Raw genomic sequence first — 21,273 nt, forward strand, 5'->3', positions numbered from 1 at the left:
TCGGGCAGGTTAGGCGCATGTGACGCAGATGCAACCCGCTTGTGCCGCAAACACTTAGCCGATAACCATTCGCCCATGACCATGATTTCAACCCTTCCGGACGACCGGCAGGCCAAACGCAATGTGGCCGTGCTGGTGGCTGCCCAAGCCATCCTGGGTGCGCAGATGCCGATGATGTTCATCGTTGGCGGGCTTGCAGGTCAATCGCTGGCCTCGAACCCTTGCCTGGCGACGCTGCCGATATCCCTGATCGTTCTGGGATCGATGCTGGCAGCCACGCCGATCTCGGCCATCATGCAAAAATGGGGCCGTCGCGTGGGGTTCCTTGTCGGGGCAACCGCCGGTGCACTGGGCGGGCTGATCGGGGCCTATGGCCTGTTTCTGGGCTCGTTCCCCATTTTTCTTGTCGGCAGCCTGCTGACCGGCATCTACATGAGCGCACACGGGTTCTATCGCTTTGCGGCAGCAGACACCGCGTCAAACGACTACCGCCCAAAAGCGATTTCATACGTGATGGCCGGTGGGCTGGCGGCCGCCATCATCGGGCCTCAGATCGTGAAACTTACGTCTGAAGCTTACGTCATCCCTTTTCTGGGAACATATATGGCCGTAATCGGGATCAACGTTCTGGGCTCGGCGCTGTTCTTCTTTCTCGACATTCCGACGCCTGCGAAACCAGCGGCTGATGAACCCAAGGGGCGGTCACGGATCGAGTTGTTAAAAACACCCCGCATCGCCGTCGCGATCATCTGTGCCATGGTGTCTTATGCGTTGATGAATCTGGTGATGACCTCGACGCCGCTTGCCGTTGTCGGATGTGGATTTTCCGCCAATGACGCAGCGGATATCGTGACCAGTCACGTGCTGGCAATGTATGTCCCCAGCTTCTTCACCGGGCACCTGATTGCCCGGTTTGGCGTTGAGAAGATCGTCGCTCTGGGTTTGGCCATACTTGCCGCATCAGGGGTGGTTGCGCTGCAAGGCGTTGAATTGGGTAACTTTTTTGTCGCCCTTGTTCTTCTGGGCATTGGTTGGAATTTCGGATTCATCGGCGCGACCACGATGCTGGCCGCGTCGCATGAACCGCATGAACGCGGGCGGATGCAGGGCCTCAACGACCTGCTGGTGTTTGGCGGTGTGACATTGGCATCGCTGGCCTCGGGCGGGTTGATGAACTGCTCGGGCGGATCCGCGATCGAGGGGTGGAACGCCGTCAACCTTGCCATGATCCCCTTGCTGACACTGGCAGGTGGCGCATTGCTGTGGCTGGTTTTGCGCCCGGCCGATCCCGAAAGGGTCTGATCACCAGCGCCCGCTGCCGACGGTCCACATCAGGGACAGTCGCTGACGCATTTCGCCTGGTTCCAGCGCTCCAGCCGCCACCCGCTTGGGTTGGGCGATGGCCTGCTTAAGCACCCGTTCCGCCAACCAACCTGCATACAGCGCGGGACGCGCCTCAGGTGCGATGTCGGCCCGGTTTGATCGCGCCTTGCGCAATCGGTCCAAAGCGGATTGGGCCAGTTGCTGAACGCCACCCGTCGACCCATTAAGCAAAGGTACGCGACCCCGCTTTTCCAGTTCGGGAATGGCGCGGAACCAATTTGCCACACCGACTCCGTACCCGAAATCGCGCAACACGCTTTCATCCGCCGCACCCAGCGCCTGCGCCGAGGCGACGAAAAGAGATCCGGAACTGTGGTTGATATAGGCGTCAAAATGTTCCTGATCCTCGAACGGATCCCGGTATATATCCCAACGTCTTACGGCAACAAATTCATCCAGAACGCCTGCCAGATGCGGCGACAGGACCCGCGACAAAGGCGTCACCACCTCGTGCCGCCGCACCGCGGCCCCTTCTGCAATCTCCTGCAACGCGTCGCGCCACCATTGCAGCCGCATTTCGGCAATCATGGCCTCTTGCGTCACCCATGGCGCGCGGGCGACTTCGACATTCAACGCATAGATCGGAAACAAAACCACGCGGGCCGCGACCGGAGCAGCCATCGTCGCGCGGAACCGATCAGGATCCGCACGCTGTACCAGCGCGGCGCAGGCTTTGACATCATCGTCGAAGGTCCCGCTCACTCGGCCGCTGCCTTTTGCGGATAGCAATCACGGACCAGTTTCCACTGGATCGCATCCAGCAGCGCCTCAAAGGACGCATCAACTATGTTCGCACTAACACCCACCGTCGACCAACGCCGTCCCTGACCGTCTTCGCTGTCGATGATGACGCGGGTCACCGCTTCGGTCCCGCCCTGGGTGATACGGACCTTGAAATCGACAAGGCGCATGTCTGACAAAACCTGCGAGTATTGTCCCAAATCCTTCGCCAGCGCCTTGGCCAGCGCGTTCACAGGCCCCCTGTCGTTTCCGGAGTCGTCCATGGACTCGCTGACCGACAGTTTCTTTTCACCGTCCACTTTGACCACGACGACAGCCTCGGACAGGCTGACCATCTTGTTGTATTTGTTCTTCCGACGCTCAACAGTGACCTTGTAGCGTTTGACCTCGAAGAACTCAGGCAGTTGCCCCAGTTCATCCCGCGCCAACAGTTCGAAACTGGCCTGCGCGGTGTCGTAGGAATACCCAACCGCTTCACGATCCTTGATCCGCTCAAGGATGCGGCCCAATGCGGGATCACCGGCTTTGACGCTCAGCCCCGCCTCGGTCAGGCGTTTGCGCAGGTTCGACTGACCCGCCTGGTTCGACATCGGAATGATACGTTCATTGCCTATGCTCGCAGGGTCCACATGTTCGTAAGTCGACGGGTCCTTCAGAATCGCGCTGGCGTGCAACCCCGCCTTATGCGCAAAAGCCGACGCGCCCACATACGCCGCCTGCTTGCTGGGAACGCGGTTCAGGACATCGTCCAACATGCGGCTGATGCGGGTCAGCCTGGCCAGCGCATCAAGGCTGACGCCGATTTCGAACTGCGAGGCGTAGGGTTCTTTCAGCAGCAATGTCGGGATCAGCGCCGTCAGGTTTGCGTTGCCGCAGCGTTCCCCCAGACCATTCAGCGTTCCCTGAATTTGCCGCGCACCTGCTTCGACCGCCGCCAGAGAACAGGCCACTGCGTTCTCGGTATCGTTATGGGTGTGAATACCCAACCGTTCACCCGGCAGACCGGCCGCGATCACTTCGGACACGATCCGCCCGACCTCGGACGGCAACGCGCCGCCGTTGGTGTCACACAGCACAACCCATCGCGCGCCCGCCTCCAGCGCGGCCCGGCAAACTTGTGTCGCGTATTCGGGGTTGTCCTTGTACCCGTCAAAGAAATGTTCGGCATCGAACAACGCCTCGCGCCCTTGCGCCACGATATGCGCGACCGAAGCACGAACGTTTTCCGTGTTCTCTTCAAGCGAAATGCCAAGCGCATGGGTCACGTGATAATCATGTGACTTGCCAACCAGACAAACGGCCTGCGTACCCGCATTCATCACCGCAGCCAGCACATCGTCATTCTCGGCCGAGCGCCCTGCCCGTTTGGTCATGCCAAAGGCCGTCAACCGGGCCGAGATCTTTGGCGCCGCCTCGAAAAACGCGCTGTCGGTGGGGTTGGCGCCGGGCCAACCGCCTTCGATGTAATCCACCCCCAATGCGTCCAGCGCCTGTGCGATCTGCACCTTTTCGGCGGTCGAGAACTGAACGCCCTGGGTCTGCTGCCCGTCACGCAGGGTCGTGTCGTAAAGATAGAGGCGTTCTTTGGTCATCAGACCTCCTCCAGCTTGGCAGCATCAAAACCGGCGCCCGGCACCAGTTCAACACCTTCCTTGCTCATTCGCACCTCAAGCCCCGCCGCAACATACGCCGCCTTGAGGCGATCGACCTCCGAGAAATCCTTGTTTTCCATTGCAGATACGCGCGCCCTTGCCAAGCGATCTGCATGGGCCGACAGATCGACCTGCGGCGTCTGAGCCCACGAAGGGACATCGTTGCCCAACAATCCCAAAAATTGCAGCGAATGCCGCAACCCCACGACATCGTCAGCGATGGATAACTGGTGGAGTTCGGCGATGGCACCGGCTGTGTTCAGGTCGTCGGCCAAAAAGTTAACGATTTGAGGATGCGGCTCGCCATAACCAACCCCTTGCGCGGCCTGCGCGTAGAATTTGCGCAAGGTTCGCTCCGCTTCACGGGCCTTTTTTTCAGTCCAATCCATCGGCTTGCGGTAATGCGTCTGCAAAAAGACAAACCGGATCACTTCACCCGGCACGCCTTGCTCCAACAGATCGTGCACTGTGAAGAAATTGCCCAGAGATTTGGACATTTTCTTACCTTCGACCTGCAGCATCTCATTGTGCAACCAGTATCGAGCGAACTCACCTTCCGGGTGCGCGCAGCAGCTCTGAGCGATCTCGTTCTCGTGGTGCGGGAACATCAGGTCGTTGCCGCCACCATGGATATCAAAACTCTCACCCAGCAACTCATAGCTCATGGCCGAGCATTCGATGTGCCAGCCCGGACGTCCCCGCCCCCATGGGCTGTCCCAGCCCGGCAGTTCATCGGTCGAGGGTTTCCACAGAACGAAATCCATCGGGTTCTTCTTGTAGGGCGCCACCTCGACCCGCGCGCCGGCGATCATGTCATCCACCGAGCGCCCCGATAGCTTGCCATAGCTTTCTTTCCAGCTATCCACCGCAAACAGAACATGACCTTCGGCGGCATAGGCATGGCCCTTGGCGATCAGGTCTTCGATCATCGCAATCATCTGTGCGATGAACTGGGTCGCACGCGGCATCTCGTTCGGTTCCAACGTGCCCAAAGCGCCCATATCATGCAGGTACCAGCCGATGGTTTCATCCGACCGTTGCTGCACCAGTTGCTCCAGCGTGCCTTCCGCGCCCGCCTGTTTGCGGGCCAGCGCGGTGGCGTTGATCTTGTCGTCCACGTCGGTGAAATTGCGCACATAGGTCACGTGCTCTGCGCCATAGACGTGGCGCAACAGACGATAAAGAACGTCGAACACGACCACCGGGCGGGCATTGCCCAGATGGGCGCGGTCATAGACCGTCGGACCACAGACATACATCCGCACGTTGTCAGGGTCGATCGGTACGAAATCTTCCTTCGTCCGCGTCCGCGTGTTGTGCAGCTTGATCGTCGTCATCGGTCGGGCTCCTAGAAAACAGCAAAGGCTTGCGCGTTGGCGCGGGCTTAGCAACTTGTCTCAGGGATGAAAACGAAAGAAACCGGCCCGCTTGATAAATCAGCAGGTAATGCAGCAGATAATGATGCAGGTCACCGGGTTCATGCCCCTCGGTTAGCACGGGATCCCCGCCAAGCCAAGCGTTGAGTTTGATCACCCGGTCCGGCAGAGTGGCTGTCATGGATCGAGACTTCATCAATTCCATCTGCAAGGAATTTCCCGGTGCAGAACTGTCAGACCCATGGGGCGGCGGTCATGACGCGTGGAAAGTTGGCGGCAAGATGTTTGCCTGTATCGGAATTGCAAATGACGGTGTTTCCGTCAAAACGCCCGACGTGGAAACGGCTCAGATGCTGATTGATGCCGGTGTCGCGGTGAAAGCCCCCTATTTTCACCGCAGCTGGGTCCGCCTGCCGTTTGATGCCGAGACCGAGGAACTGCGCCATCGTTTGACGGCCTCCTATGACCTCGTGCGCGCATCGCTGACAAAAAAGCTTCAGGCAACGCTGGCGCCGCGAAGCTGATTGACAAACGGCCACTGCTCTGCCCCATTCAGCGCAAAGCAACCAGGGGCGATTTCATGAGATTGTCTGAACGCATCACGCAGATCACCGGCGGCGGCAGCGATGGCTGGGACGTGTTCTACCGCGCCCGCCGGATGTTGAACGAAGGACAAGCCGTAACCGAATTGACGATCGGTGAACATGACACCCGAACCGACCCTTCGATTCTTCGGGCGATGGAGCTGTCGGCCCGCAACGGCCATACAGGTTACGCGATGGTACCCGGCACGGACCTGCTGCGCGACACGGTCGCCGCGCGGGTTCAGACCCGCACTGGCGTTCCGACCTCTCGGAACAATGTTCTGGTCACCCCCGGCGGGCAAGCCGCCCTGTTCGCGGCACATATGGCCGTTTGCGATCCCGGTGATGTCGGATTGTATCTCGACCCGTACTACGCCACCTACCCCGGCACGATTCGGGGTGTTGGCGCCGTCGCCCGCGCGGTTCAAACCGCCGCTGACGACGCTTTCCAGCCCCAGGCCGAGCGGATCGATGCCGCTGCTGAAGGCGCGGTTTCGCTGTTGATCAACACGCCGAACAATCCGACCGGCGTGGTCTATTCCCGTCAATCGCTCGAGGCGGTCGCTGACGTGTGCAAGCGACGCGATCTTTGGCTGATCTCGGATGAGGTATACGACACGCAGGTCTGGGACGGTGAACATCTTTCTCCGCGTGCGCTGCCCGACATGGCAGAGCGAACGCTTGTGGTTGGATCCATGTCCAAGTCCCACGCCATGACGGGGTCTCGGTGTGGATGGGTCGTCGGCCCCGAAGAGGTCATCGCCCATCTGATCAATCTGGCGACCCACACCACCTACGGCGTTCCCGGGTTCGTGCAGGACGCGTCGAGTTTTGCGCTGACCGCGGGTGTTGAACTTGAAGAAAAAATCGCCGCTCCGTTCCGCCGCCGCCGATCCTTGGCCATGGATATTCTAGCCTCGCAAAACATCGTCGGCCTCGTCCCCGCGCAGGGCGCCATGTATCTGATGCTGGATATCCGCGCGACCGGGATGTCGGGGGACGCGTTTGCCAACGCGCTGCTGGACGCACACAAGATTGCCGTCATGCCCGGCGAAAGCTTCGGCAAGGCCGCTGCCGGGCACATACGGGTGGCCATGACCGTGGCGGATGAACGTTTTGCGGATGCGCTGAAAACGCTGTGCGAATTCGCGTCGCAACTTGCGAGGAAGCACGCAGCTGAATAAGCCTGTTGTCAGAAACGGAACGTTGTGCGCAGGTTGAAGACGTTGGAATCCAAACCACCGGTGGATCGGGTAACATCATCGAAATCTTGCCGCAACGCCTCGCCACTTATGACAAAATTGTCGCCAATCGGATAAGCGATGCCTATCCCGTAAACAGCGGCGGTATCGCTGTCGACAGATGTTTCGGCCCGTGCCGCGCCAACGACGACATACCCCAGCGCGCTGCCGAAATCGTACCCGCCACGCAGTTTCAATCGGGTCATGCTGTCCAGACTGCCCTGAGACTGGCTGAGGTTCAGGGAAAGGCGGTTGTATTCAAGTTCACCGCCCAGAACGAAAGCCCCGAAATCCCGATCATAGCCTACATGCGCACCAAAGGCGGTGTCGTCCCCGCTTGATCCACCCGGTCCATCCGCATCGCCATACCCAAAGCTGAGCCCAACGTACCCCCCTGTCCAATCCTCTGCCAAAACCGGGCTGGCGTTGGCCGTCAGAGCCACGACAATCAGGACAGAAAAAAGTTCAAAAGTCTGTTTCAATGCGATTTCACTCGGGCTTCAGATCATGTGTTAACTTACAATTCAACTGGGATCGCTTTTGTCAGAGTTCAATTCCTTGCACGCAAAGCTCAAGAGTAAGTGAATGCAGTATAACAGATTTCTGTCCTCGAGGGAGAAAATCTGCCTCAGAATTCCGTCAGAGGTTTGTTGGGCAGATATTTGCTGAAGTAAATTCCGTTGAGGTCGCAAACAGAACAGATTGCGTCGCCGTGTTTTGGAATTGTTGCGCCAAACGTTGAGAGGCGGAATGACTGACCACGACTGGAAAATCAGCCTGATCAGCCGCACCATTGGTGCGGACCGGGGACGTGCAGCGAGAGGACGGCCGTAAGCGGCCATTTGCCAGTTCCCCAAACATCTCTCACAGATCGGAAATAGAAATGAACGACCAATCCCGCAACACATCGCGCAGCGGCGGTCGCGCTGCGCGTCGCGCTGCCCGTGCAACCGCATTGCCTGAACATCTGCGCCCCGTGCGCCCCGGTATGGAAGGCGGTGTCTTGAATGTCCTGACCCAAGCACAGATCGAACGTATCCACGAGGCCGCCCTGACCGCATTGGAAACAATTGGTCTGGCGGACGCGCCGCAAAGCGGGATCGACTATCTGGTTGGTGCGGGCTGCGCATTGGGCGACGATGGCCGCGTCCGCTTTCCCCGTGCGCTTGTCGAAGACACGATCGCAAAGGCGAACCGCAATGTCACTTTGTACAGCCGTGACGGGAAAACCGATCTGGACCTGACAGGTACAAAAGTACATTACGGCACGGCTGGTGCAGCCGTTTCAATGGTCGACGTGCATGGTCGCGAGTATCGCGATTCAACCGTTCAGGATTTGCACGATGCCGCACGTATCTGCCAACAGCTTGACAATATTCACTTTGTTCAGCGCCCCATGGTCTGTCGCGACATCACGGACAACCTGGAAATGGACCTGAACACGATCTACGCCAGCTGTTCAGGAACATTCAAACACGTCGGCACATCCTTCACGGAACCCAGCCACGTCGCCCCCGCGATGGAGATGATCTATATGATCGCGGGCGGCGAAGATAAATATCGCGAGCGACCATTTGTGTCGAACTCGAACTGCTTCGTCGTCCCACCGATGAAATTCGCCACTGAAAGCTGCGAAGTGATGGAGGAATGCATCAAGGCCGGAATGCCGGTTCTGTTGCTGTCAGCCGGAATGGCCGGCGCCACCGCGCCATCAACCATCGCCGGAGCAATCGCCCAGGCCACGGCGGAATGCCTTGCGGGATTGGTTTATGTAAACGCCGTAAGTCCCGGCGCGCCCGCAGTTTTCGGCACCTGGCCCTTTGGTCTTGATCTACGGACCGGCGCAATGTCCATCGGTTCCGGCGAACAAGCCCTGCTGACGGCAGGCTGCGCCCAGATGCACCGTTTCTACGACTTGCCGGGGGGCGCGGCAGCCGGCGCATCAGATTCGAAGCTGCCCGACATGCAGGCCGGGTGGGAACAGATGTGCTCGAACGTGATGGCCGGGCTGTCCGGTCTGAACATGGTATATGAAGCCGCTGGCATGCACGCCTCGCTGCTGGGGTTCTGCTTTGAAAGCCTCATCCTCAGCGACGACCTGATCGGTCAGGCGCAGCGCTGTGTGCGCGGGATCGAAGTGACCGATGAAACCCTGGCACTGGATCAGATCGCATCCGTATGCATGGGCGGCCCCGGTCATTATCTGGGCACCGATGCGACCCTCAGCCGGATGCAGGCCGACTATGTCTATCCGACCTTTGGTGACCGCTCTTCCCCCAAGGAATGGGTGGAGCTTGGCAAGCCGGATCTGGTTGAAAAGGCAGTGGCCCGAAAGAATGAGATCCTGTCCACCCCGTCGGCGGCCCGGTTCGACCCGCTTCTGGATGCTGAGATTCGGGAAAAATTCAACATTCACTTGCCGTTATAGCATCTGAAAAAGCGGCCCGATGAGTGTCGGGCCGCCCTTTCTTGTCTACCCGTTGCTGGGTGGAAGCAAACCTGCCTCTTGTGCAACGGCCACTTCATCAGCATCCAGCGCCCCGTCGCCATTTGCGTCCATCGCCGAAAATGTATCGGCGTCAACGTCGGGCAACACGGCCTGAATTTCTTCGATGGTCAGAACGCCATCGCCATTGGCGTCGGTTGAGGACTGCGCCGAGAGCACTCCCGGCAAGGTCAGTGCAGCAATGGAAATCCCAATCAAGTACTGCGGTTTCATTTTCGTGCCTCCTGGATAAGTTGATTATGTCTTCGTCCGGACAGGCCCCAGAAACACCGGAACAGCCGCAGGCGTCACCCGTTTTACGTGATTTCCGGGAAATCGCGCCAATCTTTGCGTGTTTGCCCGAGTCGGTGTTGCGACACACCGCCGGGCAAAACCTTGCCAGACCCGTTTCGGCAGAACTTGCCCGACAGGCATGGCCCGATCCGGCAAGACCGCGCTTATCCGAGCAACCAGTCGCAAAAAAGAAAGGGGGCCGAAGCCCCCTGTCAGTTTCGCCATCCAGGCTCATTTCGTTGACCGCCCGGTGTTTTTTTGCCTGCGGCCTGGACGTCGCATGGAACGAGCGCACCCGTTCCGTGAAAGAGTGGGAGGGAGCAAATATTCCGCCCCACCCTGTTTCCGGCCAACACGGGCATGTCGGCCGAGTGGACCAAGGCATCAACGGTAAGTCTCAGTGCCTTGCTTCGTATTCGTCGGGGTCGGTACCTGTGGCAGCCATCCGACCCCTGCACCCCGGGTTGCCGGGGCGCTAAACTCAGCTACACCCGCTTGTCGCGCCACAGGTGTTGCATTTCATGCAGGTGCCGTTGCGCACCAGCGTGTAGTTTCCGCATTCGCCGCAGGGATCGCCCTCGTACCCCTGCATCTTGGCCTTTGTGCGGGCGTCCATTCCGGTGGCCACCGCCGTTTCGGCTGCCGGTGCTTCGAAGGAAGCCGCTGGTTCAGCCATACCGTTCACCTCGACCTGACCCGCGTTGAACACAGCCAGATCTTGCGGCAAGCGCTTGCGCAGATAGCCGGTGGAGCTGATTTGTTTCAGCACTTCCAACGACTTGGACGCGGCTGTATCGCTGATTTCCGATACATTCGAGACACCCTCGTCCTCGCCCCGACCCAAATCGTCAAAGGTTGCGCCTTCGGGTTTCACGTGGGCCAGATCGGTGCGGTCCAGATAGGACACGGCCAGTTCGCGGAAGATGTAATCCAGGATCGACGTTGCGTTCTTGATCGAGTCGTTGCCCTGCACCATCCCCGCGGGTTCGAACTTGGTGAAGGTGAAGGCGTCCACGAATTCTTCCAGCGGCACGCCGTATTGCAGACCGACCGACACGGCGATGGCAAAGTTGTTCATCATCGCACGGAAGCCAGCGCCTTCCTTGTGCATGTCGATGAAAATCTCGCCCAGCTGGCCGTCTTCGAACTCACCGGTGCGCAGATAGACCTTGTGGCCACCAACGATTGCCTTCTGGGTATAGCCCTTGCGGCGATGCGGCAGTTTCTCACGATGGCTGCGGATGATCTCTTTGACCACAACCTTCTCGATCACCTTTTCGGCCAGAACGACAGCCTTTTCCTGCGCCGAGCCGCTCTCCAGCACCTCTGCCGCCTCATCGTCATCCTCGACCAGTGCTGCCGCCAGCGGTTGAGACAGTTTCGAACCGTCACGATAGAGCGCGTTGGCCTTCACACCCAGCGACCAGCTGAGTTCATAGGCTTTCTGGCAATCCTCGATGGTCGCGTCATTCGGCATGTTAATCGTCTTCGAGATCGCACCCGAGATGAAGCTCTGTGCCGCCGCCATCATGGTGATATGGCTTTCAACTCCAAGGAAACGCTTGCCTTTTTTCCCGCACGGGTTGGCGCAGTCGAAGATCGAATAATGCTCTTCCTTCAGATGCGGCGCACCTTCCAGCGTCATGGTTCCGCAGACATGGTCGTTGGCCGCGTCGATATCCGCCCTGGTAAAGCCCAGATGGCGCAGCAGATCGAAGGTCGGATCATTCAGCTTGGTCGCCGGGATGCCCAGAACACCGGTGCAGAAATCCTCGCCCAGTGTCCACTGGTTGAAGACAAACCGGATGTCGAACGCGCTTTCCAGCGCGGCGTCCACCTTGGCCAGTTCATTCGGGCCAAAGCCATGGCCGGTCAGCGAGGTGTGGTTGATCCCCGGCGCATTGCCGATGGTGCCGTGACCAACTGCGTAGGATACGATCTCTTCGATCTGCGACGAGGAATAGCCCAGCTTTTCCAGCGCCGATGGCACCGAGCGGTTGATGATCTTGAAATACCCGCCACCGGCCAGCTTCTTGAACTTCACCAGCGCAAAATCAGGCTCGATTCCGGTGGTGTCGCAATCCATCACCAGACCGATGGTGCCGGTGGGCGCGATCACGGTGGCTTGCGCGTTGCGATAACCGTTCTTCTCACCAAGGCTCAGCGCCTCGTCCCAGGCGGACATGGCCAGATCGACCAGGCGCTTGTCCGGGCAGTTGCCGTGATCCAGCGGCACCGGTTTGACGGCCAATTTCTCGTAGCCTTCCGTCACACCCTGCGCCGCGCGGCGGTGGTTGCGGATGACACGCAGCATATGCTCGGCGTTGCGCTCATAGCCTTTGAACGGGCCAAGCTCTCCGGCAATTTCAGCCGATGTCGCATAGGCCACGCCGGTCATGATCGCGGTCAGCGCACCGCAGATCGCCCGGCCTTCGTCCGAGTCGTAGCTATAGCCCATGTTCATCAGCAGACCGCCGATATTGGCATAACCCAGACCCAGCGTGCGAAAGTCATAGGACAGTTGCGCGATTTCCTTCGACGGGAACTGCGCCATTGTCACCGAGATTTCCAGCGTCAGTGTCCACAGGCGTGAGGCATGCATGTAGTCCGCCGCCTGGAACTCACCATCCTTCAGGAAGGTCAGCAGGTTCATCGAGGCCAGGTTACAGGCCGTGTCATCCAGGAACATGTATTCCGAGCACGGGTTCGAGCCGCGGATCTCACCATCTTCGGGGCATGTGTGCCATTCATTGACGGTATCGTGGAACTGGATGCCCGGATCGGCGCAAGCCCACGCGGCGTGGCCGACCTTTTCCCAAAGATCACGCGCCTTGACGGTGCGGGCAACCTTACCATCGGTGCGGTTGATCAACTCCCAATCGGCGTCTTTTTCAACGGCGGTCAAGAACGCGTTGGTCACACGGATGGAGTTGTTCGAGTTCTGACCCGAAACCGAGCTGTAAGCTTCCGAATCCCAGTCTGTGTCGTAGGTTGGGAACTCGATGCTGTCGTGGCCCTGCTTGGCATAATCCAAGACACGCTTGATGTAAGTTTCCGGGATTGCGACCTTTTTCGCTTCACGAACCGCCTTTTTCAGCGCGTCGTTCTTGTTCGGATCATAGGCGTCATCGGCAGATCCATCCCAAGACCGGATGGCCTCGAAAATGCCGTTCAGCATCTTCTCGTGCATCTTCGATCCGGCAACGATCGAGGCCACCTTCTGTTCTTCAATCACCTTCCATTCGATGAATTGCTCGATGTCCGGGTGATCTGCATCGACGATCACCATCTTTGCTGCCCGACGGGTTGTCCCGCCTGATTTGATCGCGCCAGCGGCGCGGTCGCCGATCTTGAGAAAGCCCATGAGGCCCGAGGACTTGCCACCACCCGACAGTGCCTCGCCTTCGGCCCGCAGATGGCTGAAGTTGGTGCCTGTTCCGCTCCCGTATTTGAACAGGCGCGCCTCGCGCACCCACAGATCCATGATGCCGCCTTCATTCACCAGATCATCATCGACTGACTGGATGAAGCACGCGTGCGGCTGAGGATGCTCATAGGCCGATTTCGACTTGGTCAGCTTGCCGGTCTTGTAATCGACATAGTGGTGCCCCTGCGCCGGGCCATCGATTCCGTACGCCCAGTGCAGGCCCGTGTTGAACCACTGCGGCGAATTCGGCGCCGCGCGCTGGGTTGCCAGCATATATCGCATCTCGTCGAAATAGGCGCGCGCGTCTTCCTCGGTCGAGAAATAGCCGCCCTTCCAGCCCCAATAGGCCCAGGCACCGGCCAGACGGTCGAACACTTGCTTGGATGATGTTTCTCCTTCGAACTCTGCGCCGTCCGCGGGAACCGATCGCCACAGGAAATCAGGAACGTCTTTTTCTTTCACTTTCTTGAGCTTGGTGGGCACCCCCGCCTTGCGGAAGTATTTCTGCGCAATCACATCACTTGCGACCTGCGACCAGCTCGAGGGGACTTCGATGTCATCCAGACGAAAAACGATTGTACCGTCCGGATTTCGGATTTCAGATGTTGCAGACACAAAATTCAGTTCCGCATAGGCGTCCTGATCCGGTTTGGTGAATTTTCTTTCAATCTTCATGTCCGCAGCCCTGGTTAATACAGCTCAATTTCCGATTCCCGACACCAAATCTTGTGTTGCAGGGTGTCGCCCACAACGCCCTGAGACGCGCGCAAAAAGGTACTGTTCGCTGTCTGAGACAGCGCAAAGCCGCAAATGCGACCGCACGTAAAACGATTGTGCTTTTCCGACCCTCGCCCGCTGCCTTTTCCTGATTATACACCAGATATTGTGGCAATCTCGTTGGCCCATACAATTTGACGTATGTTCCCATAGAAGGTCAACGCCCTTTTTCAGTCATTTTCCAAATCTTTTTTGTTGACCTGATGGTTGCGTGAAGCCTTCTGCGTGCAGGTCGCGATTCCTCCACAACTTCATCCACGGCGTATTTCCGCCGATGTTTTGAACTCTCAAAATGAATTCCCGTTTTTACCAGCATAGTTATCTGCATTTGATCAACCAACGACATGCTGGTTACGCTGAAACGGAATCAATGCTGTCCGGGCGGACTGTCCCGCGCCATGTGCCGAACGGTCTACCCACGAGCGAGGGAGCTCAAGCGAATGAAGTTGTTTCATTTTATCCCGGCCACAGCCTGCATCGTGGCGTGCGCACCACAGGATGTGCCCATCCCGTCACGCAGCGCACAGTTCGACTCCTTCCCTCAACGACTGTTCGACACGTTTGAAACCAGCTGCTCGGGCCCTGGCGAGTCTTTCAGGAAAACCGGGAATCAAATCTTTGAATGCAGCGAGTTCCTGCCCCCCAAGGCGACAGCTTTTCTGATTCTGAACTATGACGGCCATCCGCAGGAGCTGCCGCAAAGCGTCATGCGCCTTACGTCAACAAAAACAAACGCAGGGTATCGCGTGGACGCGCGTGTTTTCTTCCACGTCCCGCAAAAATCCGGTGCGGCAGTTGAAGTTCCGGTTGAAAGCAAGGTTCTGAACCAAGCCATCAGCGAACTCTACCAGACAATGGGTGGCTCGCCGAATTAGCTTGATGGAAGTGGTCGGGGCGGCAGGATTCGAACCTACGACCCCCTGTACCCAAAACAGGTGCGCTACCAGACTGCGCCACGCCCCGGACCGTGCGCCTTCCTAACGACGCCGATCTGATTTGAAAAGCCCTAACAGGGCCAAATTGCAGGTCCTTGCGAAAAAATTTCGTGCTTCATCTGTGTCCCGGGCCCGATAGAGTAGCGCGCGGACAATCCTGCATTGATTTCCAGCACCGCAAATACGGAATCGCCCCCTTCAATCGGCGTAAGATCACCCGGAATCGCCTCTTCATGCACACGCGTCACCAAACCGGTGCGATCCAGAAATACCATATCGAGCGGGATCAGGGTGTTCTTCATCCAGAACGCAACGGGCTGCGGCGGATCAAAGACGAACAGCATACCGGATCGAGCCGGCAACGATTCGCGAAACATCAAACCGCGGGATCGCTCTTGCGGAGTAACGGCGACTTCCACGTTAAATTGCACCGTCGCACTGTCATTTCTGAGCGTGACACGGTCCGATCTGCATGCGGCAGCGGCAACTCCTGTCCACAAAGTTACGAAAATGGTCAAGAGTATCCGAAGCCGTTTCATTCGGTTCAGCTATCCAAAGCCGCTTCCCAGGCCAGAACCTGCGCGGCCATCCGACCCCGCTTGCCGTCGATCACCCTCATGGCCAGCGCTTCACCAGGTTGCAGATCGGCAAGCCCCGAGCGGCGCAGCACCTCGATATGAAGGAATACGTCTTCGTTGCGCCCAAACACATTGGCGAATCCGAAACCTTTGCCCTTGTCGAACCATTTCACCCGCGCGGCTTCCAGCGGCGCTTTTGCGATGACCTCCGGATCCAACTCGGCAAAATCGGCTAGCATCATCGAGTCGGTCCGCGCCGGCGGATCAATCGCAACGACCTCGACCGCCTGAACCCCTCGGTCCGTGCGGTGGGTCATGATTTCAATGCTGGCGCCATCCGCAACCGAGCTCTGGCCGTAGTTGCGCAGAACATTCACATGCAACAGAATATCCGGGCCGCCCTCTTCGGACACAACAAAGCCAAACCCCTTGGCGGGGTCGAACCATTTTACGTGTCCACGGACGCGGTACATGTTGTTCAGGTCTTCTGGCACGGTTTTCCCATCGCGAATTTCAGCAGTTCGTTAAGGGTTTGTTGTTTAGGGGAATGGCAGACAAATTCAAGCTGAAAAGATTGTTTGTTTTCTGCCTGTTGCATTTCACGACACGTGAACGTCATGGATTCAACCTTTCAACATGCCATGCCGATCCCGGCTCAATTCGTTGCCATCTGAACCGGTCATGCAAGCGGAATGCACCATCGGCCCAGAACTCAATCTCGGTGGGCGTCAATCTGTACCCGCCCCAATACGGCGGACGCGGTGGATTTGGCCCAAGTTTCGCCGTCACTTTCGCGACCTCTGCCATCAAAGCTGCCCGGCTTGAAAGCGGTTGCGACTGCTTTGAAGCCCACGCGCCCAGTCGGCTTTTCAATGACCTTGATGCATAATACTCATCTGCCTGGGGCCCATTTTCACGACGTATTATACCACGAACACGAAGCTGACGCCGCAAAGATTTCCAATGCATCACAAATGCAGCTTTTCCGGCTGCATCCAGTTCCTTGGCCTTGGCGCTTTCGTAGTTCGTATAAAAAACAAACGAGTCCGCTTCGATTTCCTTGAGCAACACCATGCGAGCATTTGGCATGCCATCTGGATCAACGGTTGCAAGCGCAATCGCATTCGGGTCGTTCAATTCGGTTTTTTCAGCCTCGGCAAGCCACCGGGCCGCTATTTCAAACGGATCGGAGCCAGCAAAGATGCCATCACGCTCGGTCATTTCCATCCCCTGGAAAGTATTAACGACGAACCTAAGGCGAGAACCCGCTGCGGGCAAGAGCGCACGGCCTTGATGCAACGCAACCAATGGCATAAACCAACTCAACATAACGCGAAGACAGGCGGAGAACCGAACATGTCAAATCAGTTGATGGCCGGCAAGCGCGGCCTCATCATGGGACTGGCCAATGACAAATCAATCGCATGGGGAATCGCCCGCGCCTTGTCGAACGCCGGGGCCGAGCTGGCCTTTTCCTATCAGGGCGAGGCTTTGAAAAAGCGCGTCGACCCGCTGGCGGCGCAATTGGGCAGCGAAATCGTTCTGCCCTGCGACGTCAGTGACGAAGCGTCCATCGACGCGCTGTTTGCAGCGCTGGAAGAGAAATGGGGCAAGCTGGACTTCGTCGTCCACGCCATCGGCTTTTCCGACAAGAACGAGCTGCGCGGTCGCTATGTCGACACCAGCCGCGCGAATTTCAAACTGACGATGGATGTGTCGGTATATTCCTTCACAGCCGTGATGCAGCGTGCCGAAAAGATGATGTCAGAAGGCGGCAGCGCTGTGACCCTGACCTATTACGGCGCCGAGCAGGTCATGCCGCACTATAATGTCATGGGCGTTGCCAAGGCCGCGCTGGAGGCGTCGGTCAAATACCTGGCCGAGGATCTGGGCAAGGATGGCATCCGCGTGAACTCGATCTCGGCCGGCCCGATCAAGACGCTGGCCGCCAGCGGCATCGGCGATTTCCGCTATATCATGAAGTGGAACGAATATAACTCGCCCCTGCGCCGGAACGTGACCATTGACGATGTCGGAAACTCGGCGCTGTATCTTCTGTCGGATTTGTCCAGCGGCGTAACCGGTGAGAATCTGCATGTGGATTCGGGGTATCACATTGTCGGCATGAAGGCCGTTGACGCCCCGGACGTTGAAAAAGGTTAAGAACATGAGCGCCAAGGACCGCCTGCCCCACGAAAAAGGCTTTCACATCAGCTGGGACCAGATTCATCGCGATTCGCGTGCACTGGCCTGGCGTCTTGACGGGCAAGGTCCCGATGATGGCAACTGGCGGGGTGTTGTCGCGATCACGCGCGGCGGCATGGCGCCTGCGATGATCGTCAGCCGAGAACTGGACATCCGTACGGTCGATACGATCAGCGTGCGTTCATACCACCACCAGGAACAGGGTGAAGCAGAGGTGTTGAAATCTCCGGACGCCGACCTGATGGGTGACGGAACCGGTATTCTGATCATCGACGACCTGGTCGACAGCGGAAAGACGTTGGAACTGGTTCGGGACATGTACCCGAATGCGCATTTCGCGACGGTTTACGCCAAACCCAAGGGCCGCCCGATGGTGGATACCTTCATCACCGAGGTCAGCCAGGACACATGGATCTTCTTCCCATGGGATATGGCCCTTCAATATGTCGAGCCGTATCGCGGCACCGATTGATCTCTGAACAGTAGACCGCTCATGACGCTCAGCCGCACCGCCGCAACATTCGCCCCTCCGGTGATGGAGGCGCGCCGATGGGTCGAGGGCGTTGCCTTCCCATCCGACCGCCCGTTGATCAACGTAAGCCAGGCGGCCCCGGTCGATCCGCCGCCGCTGGCCTTGCGGCAGGCTATGGCCGACTTCGCCGTTCGCGAAGACAGCGCACATCTTTACGGCCCGGTATTGGGCAATGACGATCTGCGCGCCGAACTGGCGGCGCAGATCAGTTCTCACTATGCGGCGCAGGTAGATGCACCTCGGATCGCCATCACCTCGGGCTGCAATCAGGCGTTTTCGGCCGTGATATCGGCGATTACCGGCGAAGCGGATGAGGTCATTCTGCCAACCCCCTGGTATTTCAACCACAAAATGTGGCTGGACATGGCCGGAGTACAGGCCGTGGACCTGCCGACCGGTGAGGATCTTTTGCCCGATCCAGAGCGTGCGCACGGATTGATTACCGACAAGACACGCGCCATTGCGCTGGTCACGCCCAACAATCCGGGCGGCGTAGAATACCCTACCGAACTGGTCAGGGCCTTTTTCAACCTGGCCCGTAAAACCGGGATCCGCCTGATCGTCGATGAAACCTATCGCGATTTCGACAGCCGCAGCGGCCCCCCGCATGATCTGTTTCAGCAACCCGGGTGGGACGAAACGCTTGTCCACCTTTACTCTTTCTCCAAGGCTTATCGTCTGACGGGCCACAGGGTGGGTGCCATCGCAACAAACCCGGCGTTGTTGGCCGAGGTCGAGAAATTTCTGGATACGGTCGCCATTTGCCCGGGCCAGATCGGCCAGTTCGCAGCGTTGTGGGGTATGCAAAACCTGTCGCAATGGCTGGCCGGCGAGCGTGACGAAATTCTTGACCGCCGCGCAGCCATTGCAGAAGGGATGCCGGCGCTTGAAGCACGGGGGTGGCGGCTTTTGGGACTTGGCGCCTATTTTGCCTATCTCGAACATCCGTTTGATATGCCCTCAGACGAGCTCGCGCGCCGTCTGGTCAGCGAAGCTGGCGTGCTGCTGTTGCCCGGAACCATGTTCATGCCGGATCATGACCCGGCTGGAAAACGGCAGGTGCGCATTGCTTTTGCCAATCTGGATCGGGCCGGGCTGGGCCAATTGTTCGACCGGTTGCAGGCTCTGTCCTTCTAAGCTTGCCCCTCGGCGGTGTGCGTCGTATTCAGGGCCGCAACCGACAGGGCAGAACTCTGCCAAAAAAACAAGAGGGCATCATGGCCGCAGGCGCTAAAAGTCTTTCGAAAACCTTTGTCTGGATTCTGATGGGCCTGCTGATGCTGGGCCTTGCGGGATTTGGCGCGGTCAACCTCAGCGGGACGATCCGCACAGTTGCGACAGTCGGCGACGAAAGCATCTCGGTCGATGACTACGTGCGCGAATTGCAGCGCGAGATTCGAGCGGTGGAGGCACAATCCGGGCAACCTTTGCAGATGTCGCAAGCCCGCGATCTGGGTCTGGACCGAAACGCCCTTGCCCGCCTGACCGCTTTGGCGGCGCTGGACAACGAGGTCGGTCAGCTTGGGATTTCCATCGGCGATGAGAACCTTCAGCAAGAGATCATCTCGATCCCGGCATTTCAGGGTGTCAACGGAACTTTTGACCGTGAATCCTATCGCTTTCAGCTTGAACAGGTCGGCATGACCGATTCCGAATTCGAATCCGATCTGCGCAAGGAATCCGCCCGAACCATCGTACAGGGCGCAATCATGGGCGGCGTGAAAATGCCGGCAACGCTGACGGACACGATGATCGATTATATCGGCGCGCGGCGCAGCTTTGCTGTTGCAACTGTTGGAACGGAAGCGCTGGATACACCTGTGGCCGATCCAACGGACGCACAGATCCAGGCATTCTATGATGACAATGGGGACCAGTTCATGCTGCCCCGCACCAAGCAGCTGACTTACGCGATTCTGTCGCCAGCAATGTTGGTGGACACGGTCGAAATCGACGAAGACGCGCTGCGCAAACTCTATGAAGAACGATCCGACGAATACAACCAGCCTGAACGCCGTTTGGTCGAACGTCTGAACTTCCCAAGCGAACAGGCCGCCAAGGACGCTTTGGCGCAGCTTGAGGTTGGCGGCACAACGTTCGAACAGTTGGTTCGGGATCGCGATCTGGAACTGAATGACATCGATCTGGGCGACGTGACGCGTGAGGATCTGGGCGAAGCTGCGGACGCCGTTTTTGCGGCCGAGCTTGACACTGTCGTGGGCCCGTTGCCTTCGGTGTTTGGTCCGGCCCTGTTCCGCGTCAACGGATCACTGGCTGCGAACACTGTTCCATTTGAAGAGGCCGAGCCGGCACTTCGCGAAGAGTTGGCGACTGAACGCGCCCGCCGTCTGATCGAAGCGCAATCCGAAGATATCAACGACATGCTGGCAGGCGGTGCCACGCTGGAAGAACTGGCGGAAGAAACCGAAATGGAACTGGGTCAGATCGACTGGACTCGTGACAGCGACGAAGGCGTTGCGGCCTATGACGGGTTCCGAGCGGCCGCAGAAGCCGTGCAGGAAGGAGATTTCCCTGAAATCGCATTCCTGGAAGATGGGTCAATTTTTGCCCTGCGCCTGGACGAGGTTCTGCCGCGTCGCCCGGAACCGCTGGAGAGCGCGCGCGACCGTGTCGCCGAGGCCTGGCAACAGGCCGAGATCAACAAAGCCCTGCGCGAAAAGGCGGATGCCATTCTGAACCAACTGACACCTGACGGTGATTTCGCAGCGACCGGCCTGCCCTTCCGAGTCGAAAACGCCCTGACCCGCACAGCGTTTCTGGATGATGTTCCGGCCAGTTTCATGAACGAAGTTTTCGCGATGGAACCGGGCGAGATGCGCGTTGTTGAGGGCAATGGTGCGGCTTGGATAGTGCGTCTGGATGAAACCCTGCCGCCGGCGGATACGGATGAACTGCGTCAGTTGCGTGATGCCCTGAGCTCGCAGATGGATCAGGCTTTGGCACAGAATATCTTTAACGCCTACGTACGTGACGCCCAGACCCGGGCGCGCCCCGTGGTGGATCAACAGGCGCTGAACGCCGTGCAGGCGAGCTTTTAAACGA

General features: G+C 58.4%; 19 protein-coding genes and 1 tRNA gene. 9 read left to right on the forward strand and 11 right to left on the reverse strand.

The genetic code is table 11. From position 1 onward, the window contains the following. Nucleotides 1–75: 75 nt before the first annotated feature. On the forward strand, nt 76–1,302 hold the full coding sequence (locus ACR3E6_RS14030; protein ID WP_171632265.1) for an MFS transporter: 1,227 nt from the start codon (nt 76–78) through the stop codon (nt 1,300–1,302). Here the strand turns inward: ACR3E6_RS14030 and ACR3E6_RS14035 are convergent, their stop codons facing one another. The 4 genes from ACR3E6_RS14035 to ACR3E6_RS14050 are packed head-to-tail and all read right to left on the reverse strand — an operon-like array spanning nt 1,303 to nt 5,333. Further along, on the reverse strand, nt 1,303–2,085 hold the full coding sequence (locus ACR3E6_RS14035; RefSeq protein WP_171632262.1) for a squalene/phytoene synthase family protein: 783 nt from the start codon (nt 2,083–2,085) through the stop codon (nt 1,303–1,305). Beyond that, nucleotides 2,082–3,716: a citramalate synthase gene (gene cimA / locus ACR3E6_RS14040; protein WP_480487656.1), complete on the reverse strand. Its 1,635-nt coding sequence runs from the start codon at nt 3,714–3,716 to the stop codon at nt 2,082–2,084. Before cimA ends, ACR3E6_RS14035 begins: the two co-directional genes overlap by 4 nt. Then, nucleotides 3,716–5,113: a cysteine--tRNA ligase gene (cysS, locus tag ACR3E6_RS14045; protein WP_480487658.1), complete on the reverse strand. Its 1,398-nt coding sequence runs from the start codon at nt 5,111–5,113 to the stop codon at nt 3,716–3,718. Before cysS ends, cimA begins: the two co-directional genes overlap by 1 nt. Next, the gene (locus ACR3E6_RS14050; protein WP_480487660.1) at nt 5,046–5,333 is read right to left on the reverse strand and encodes a hypothetical protein; all 288 of its coding nucleotides are present in this window, start codon (nt 5,331–5,333) and stop codon (nt 5,046–5,048) included. The genes cysS and ACR3E6_RS14050 overlap by 68 nt, the downstream gene beginning before the upstream one ends. On the opposite strand from ACR3E6_RS14050, the gene ACR3E6_RS14055 reads away from it, so the two are divergent. Together ACR3E6_RS14055 and ACR3E6_RS14060 are read left to right on the forward strand one after the other, a co-directional pair. After that, nucleotides 5,332–5,676 carry an MmcQ/YjbR family DNA-binding protein gene (locus ACR3E6_RS14055; protein WP_171632253.1) on the forward strand — a complete coding sequence of 115 codons (345 nt, stop codon included), beginning with the start codon at nt 5,332–5,334 and terminating at the stop codon, nt 5,674–5,676. The two genes, ACR3E6_RS14050 and ACR3E6_RS14055, sit on opposite strands and share 2 nt — an antisense overlap. Before the next feature lie 56 nt (nt 5,677–5,732). Beyond that, a complete protein-coding gene (locus ACR3E6_RS14060) occupies nt 5,733–6,920 on the forward strand; it encodes a pyridoxal phosphate-dependent aminotransferase (RefSeq protein ID WP_480487662.1) in 1,188 nt (395 codons plus the stop codon). A gap of 8 nt (nt 6,921–6,928) precedes the next feature. Here the strand turns inward: ACR3E6_RS14060 and ACR3E6_RS14065 are convergent, their stop codons facing one another. Beyond that, nucleotides 6,929–7,459, reverse strand: coding sequence for an outer membrane protein (locus ACR3E6_RS14065; protein ID WP_245217972.1), 531 nt, complete (start codon nt 7,457–7,459; stop codon nt 6,929–6,931). Between the two features lie 401 nt (nt 7,460–7,860). Here ACR3E6_RS14065 and ACR3E6_RS14070 point away from each other — a divergent pair, with 401 nt between their 5' ends. Further along, complete coding sequence (locus tag ACR3E6_RS14070; protein WP_209833026.1) at nt 7,861–9,405, forward strand: trimethylamine methyltransferase family protein; 1,545 nt, start codon at nt 7,861–7,863, stop codon at nt 9,403–9,405. 45 nt (nt 9,406–9,450) lie between these two features. Here the strand turns inward: ACR3E6_RS14070 and ACR3E6_RS14075 are convergent, their stop codons facing one another. Next, entirely contained in the window at nt 9,451–9,696 is a 246-nt protein-coding gene (locus ACR3E6_RS14075) for an EF-hand domain-containing protein (RefSeq protein WP_117868858.1), read from the reverse strand. A gap of 541 nt (nt 9,697–10,237) precedes the next feature. Further along, nucleotides 10,238–13,858: a vitamin B12-dependent ribonucleotide reductase gene (locus ACR3E6_RS14080; RefSeq protein ID WP_480487664.1), complete on the reverse strand. Its 3,621-nt coding sequence runs from the start codon at nt 13,856–13,858 to the stop codon at nt 10,238–10,240. 542 nt (nt 13,859–14,400) lie between these two features. Between ACR3E6_RS14080 and ACR3E6_RS14085 the strand changes: the two genes are divergently transcribed. Further along, nucleotides 14,401–14,835, forward strand: a complete 435-nt coding sequence (locus tag ACR3E6_RS14085) for a hypothetical protein (RefSeq protein WP_480487666.1) — start codon at nt 14,401–14,403, stop codon at nt 14,833–14,835. 11 nt (nt 14,836–14,846) lie between these two features. Here ACR3E6_RS14085 and ACR3E6_RS14090 read toward each other — a convergent pair. From ACR3E6_RS14090 to pdxH, 4 genes are all read right to left on the reverse strand, one after another. Further along, nucleotides 14,847–14,923 (reverse strand) — tRNA-Pro (locus ACR3E6_RS14090). Between the two features lie 43 nt (nt 14,924–14,966). Then, nucleotides 14,967–15,434 (reverse strand): DUF192 domain-containing protein, encoded by a 468-nt coding sequence (locus ACR3E6_RS14095; protein WP_171632240.1) that lies wholly within the window; start codon nt 15,432–15,434, stop codon nt 14,967–14,969. 5 nt (nt 15,435–15,439) lie between these two features. Beyond that, nucleotides 15,440–15,946, reverse strand: a complete 507-nt coding sequence (locus ACR3E6_RS14100; RefSeq protein WP_216598188.1) for a cold-shock protein — start codon at nt 15,944–15,946, stop codon at nt 15,440–15,442. A 142-nt stretch (nt 15,947–16,088) separates the two neighbouring features. Beyond that, on the reverse strand, nt 16,089–16,694 hold the full coding sequence (gene pdxH / locus ACR3E6_RS14105; RefSeq protein WP_480487668.1) for a pyridoxamine 5'-phosphate oxidase: 606 nt from the start codon (nt 16,692–16,694) through the stop codon (nt 16,089–16,091). Between the two features lie 135 nt (nt 16,695–16,829). Here pdxH and fabI point away from each other — a divergent pair, with 135 nt between their 5' ends. From fabI to ACR3E6_RS14125, 4 genes are all read left to right on the forward strand, one after another. Further along, the gene (fabI, locus tag ACR3E6_RS14110; RefSeq protein WP_171228263.1) at nt 16,830–17,636 is read left to right on the forward strand and encodes an enoyl-ACP reductase FabI; all 807 of its coding nucleotides are present in this window, start codon (nt 16,830–16,832) and stop codon (nt 17,634–17,636) included. 4 nt (nt 17,637–17,640) lie between these two features. Next, the gene (gpt, locus tag ACR3E6_RS14115) at nt 17,641–18,150 is read left to right on the forward strand and encodes a xanthine phosphoribosyltransferase (RefSeq protein ID WP_152458089.1); all 510 of its coding nucleotides are present in this window, start codon (nt 17,641–17,643) and stop codon (nt 18,148–18,150) included. A 21-nt stretch (nt 18,151–18,171) separates the two neighbouring features. After that, nucleotides 18,172–19,347, forward strand: coding sequence for an aminotransferase (locus ACR3E6_RS14120; protein ID WP_480487670.1), 1,176 nt, complete (start codon nt 18,172–18,174; stop codon nt 19,345–19,347). Nucleotides 19,348–19,427: 80 nt separating this feature from the next. Then, on the forward strand, nt 19,428–21,269 hold the full coding sequence (locus tag ACR3E6_RS14125) for a peptidylprolyl isomerase (RefSeq protein ID WP_171723206.1): 1,842 nt from the start codon (nt 19,428–19,430) through the stop codon (nt 21,267–21,269). Nucleotides 21,270–21,273: the final 4 nt, after the last annotated feature.

This window comes from Ruegeria sp. AL3 (assembly GCF_056536065.1).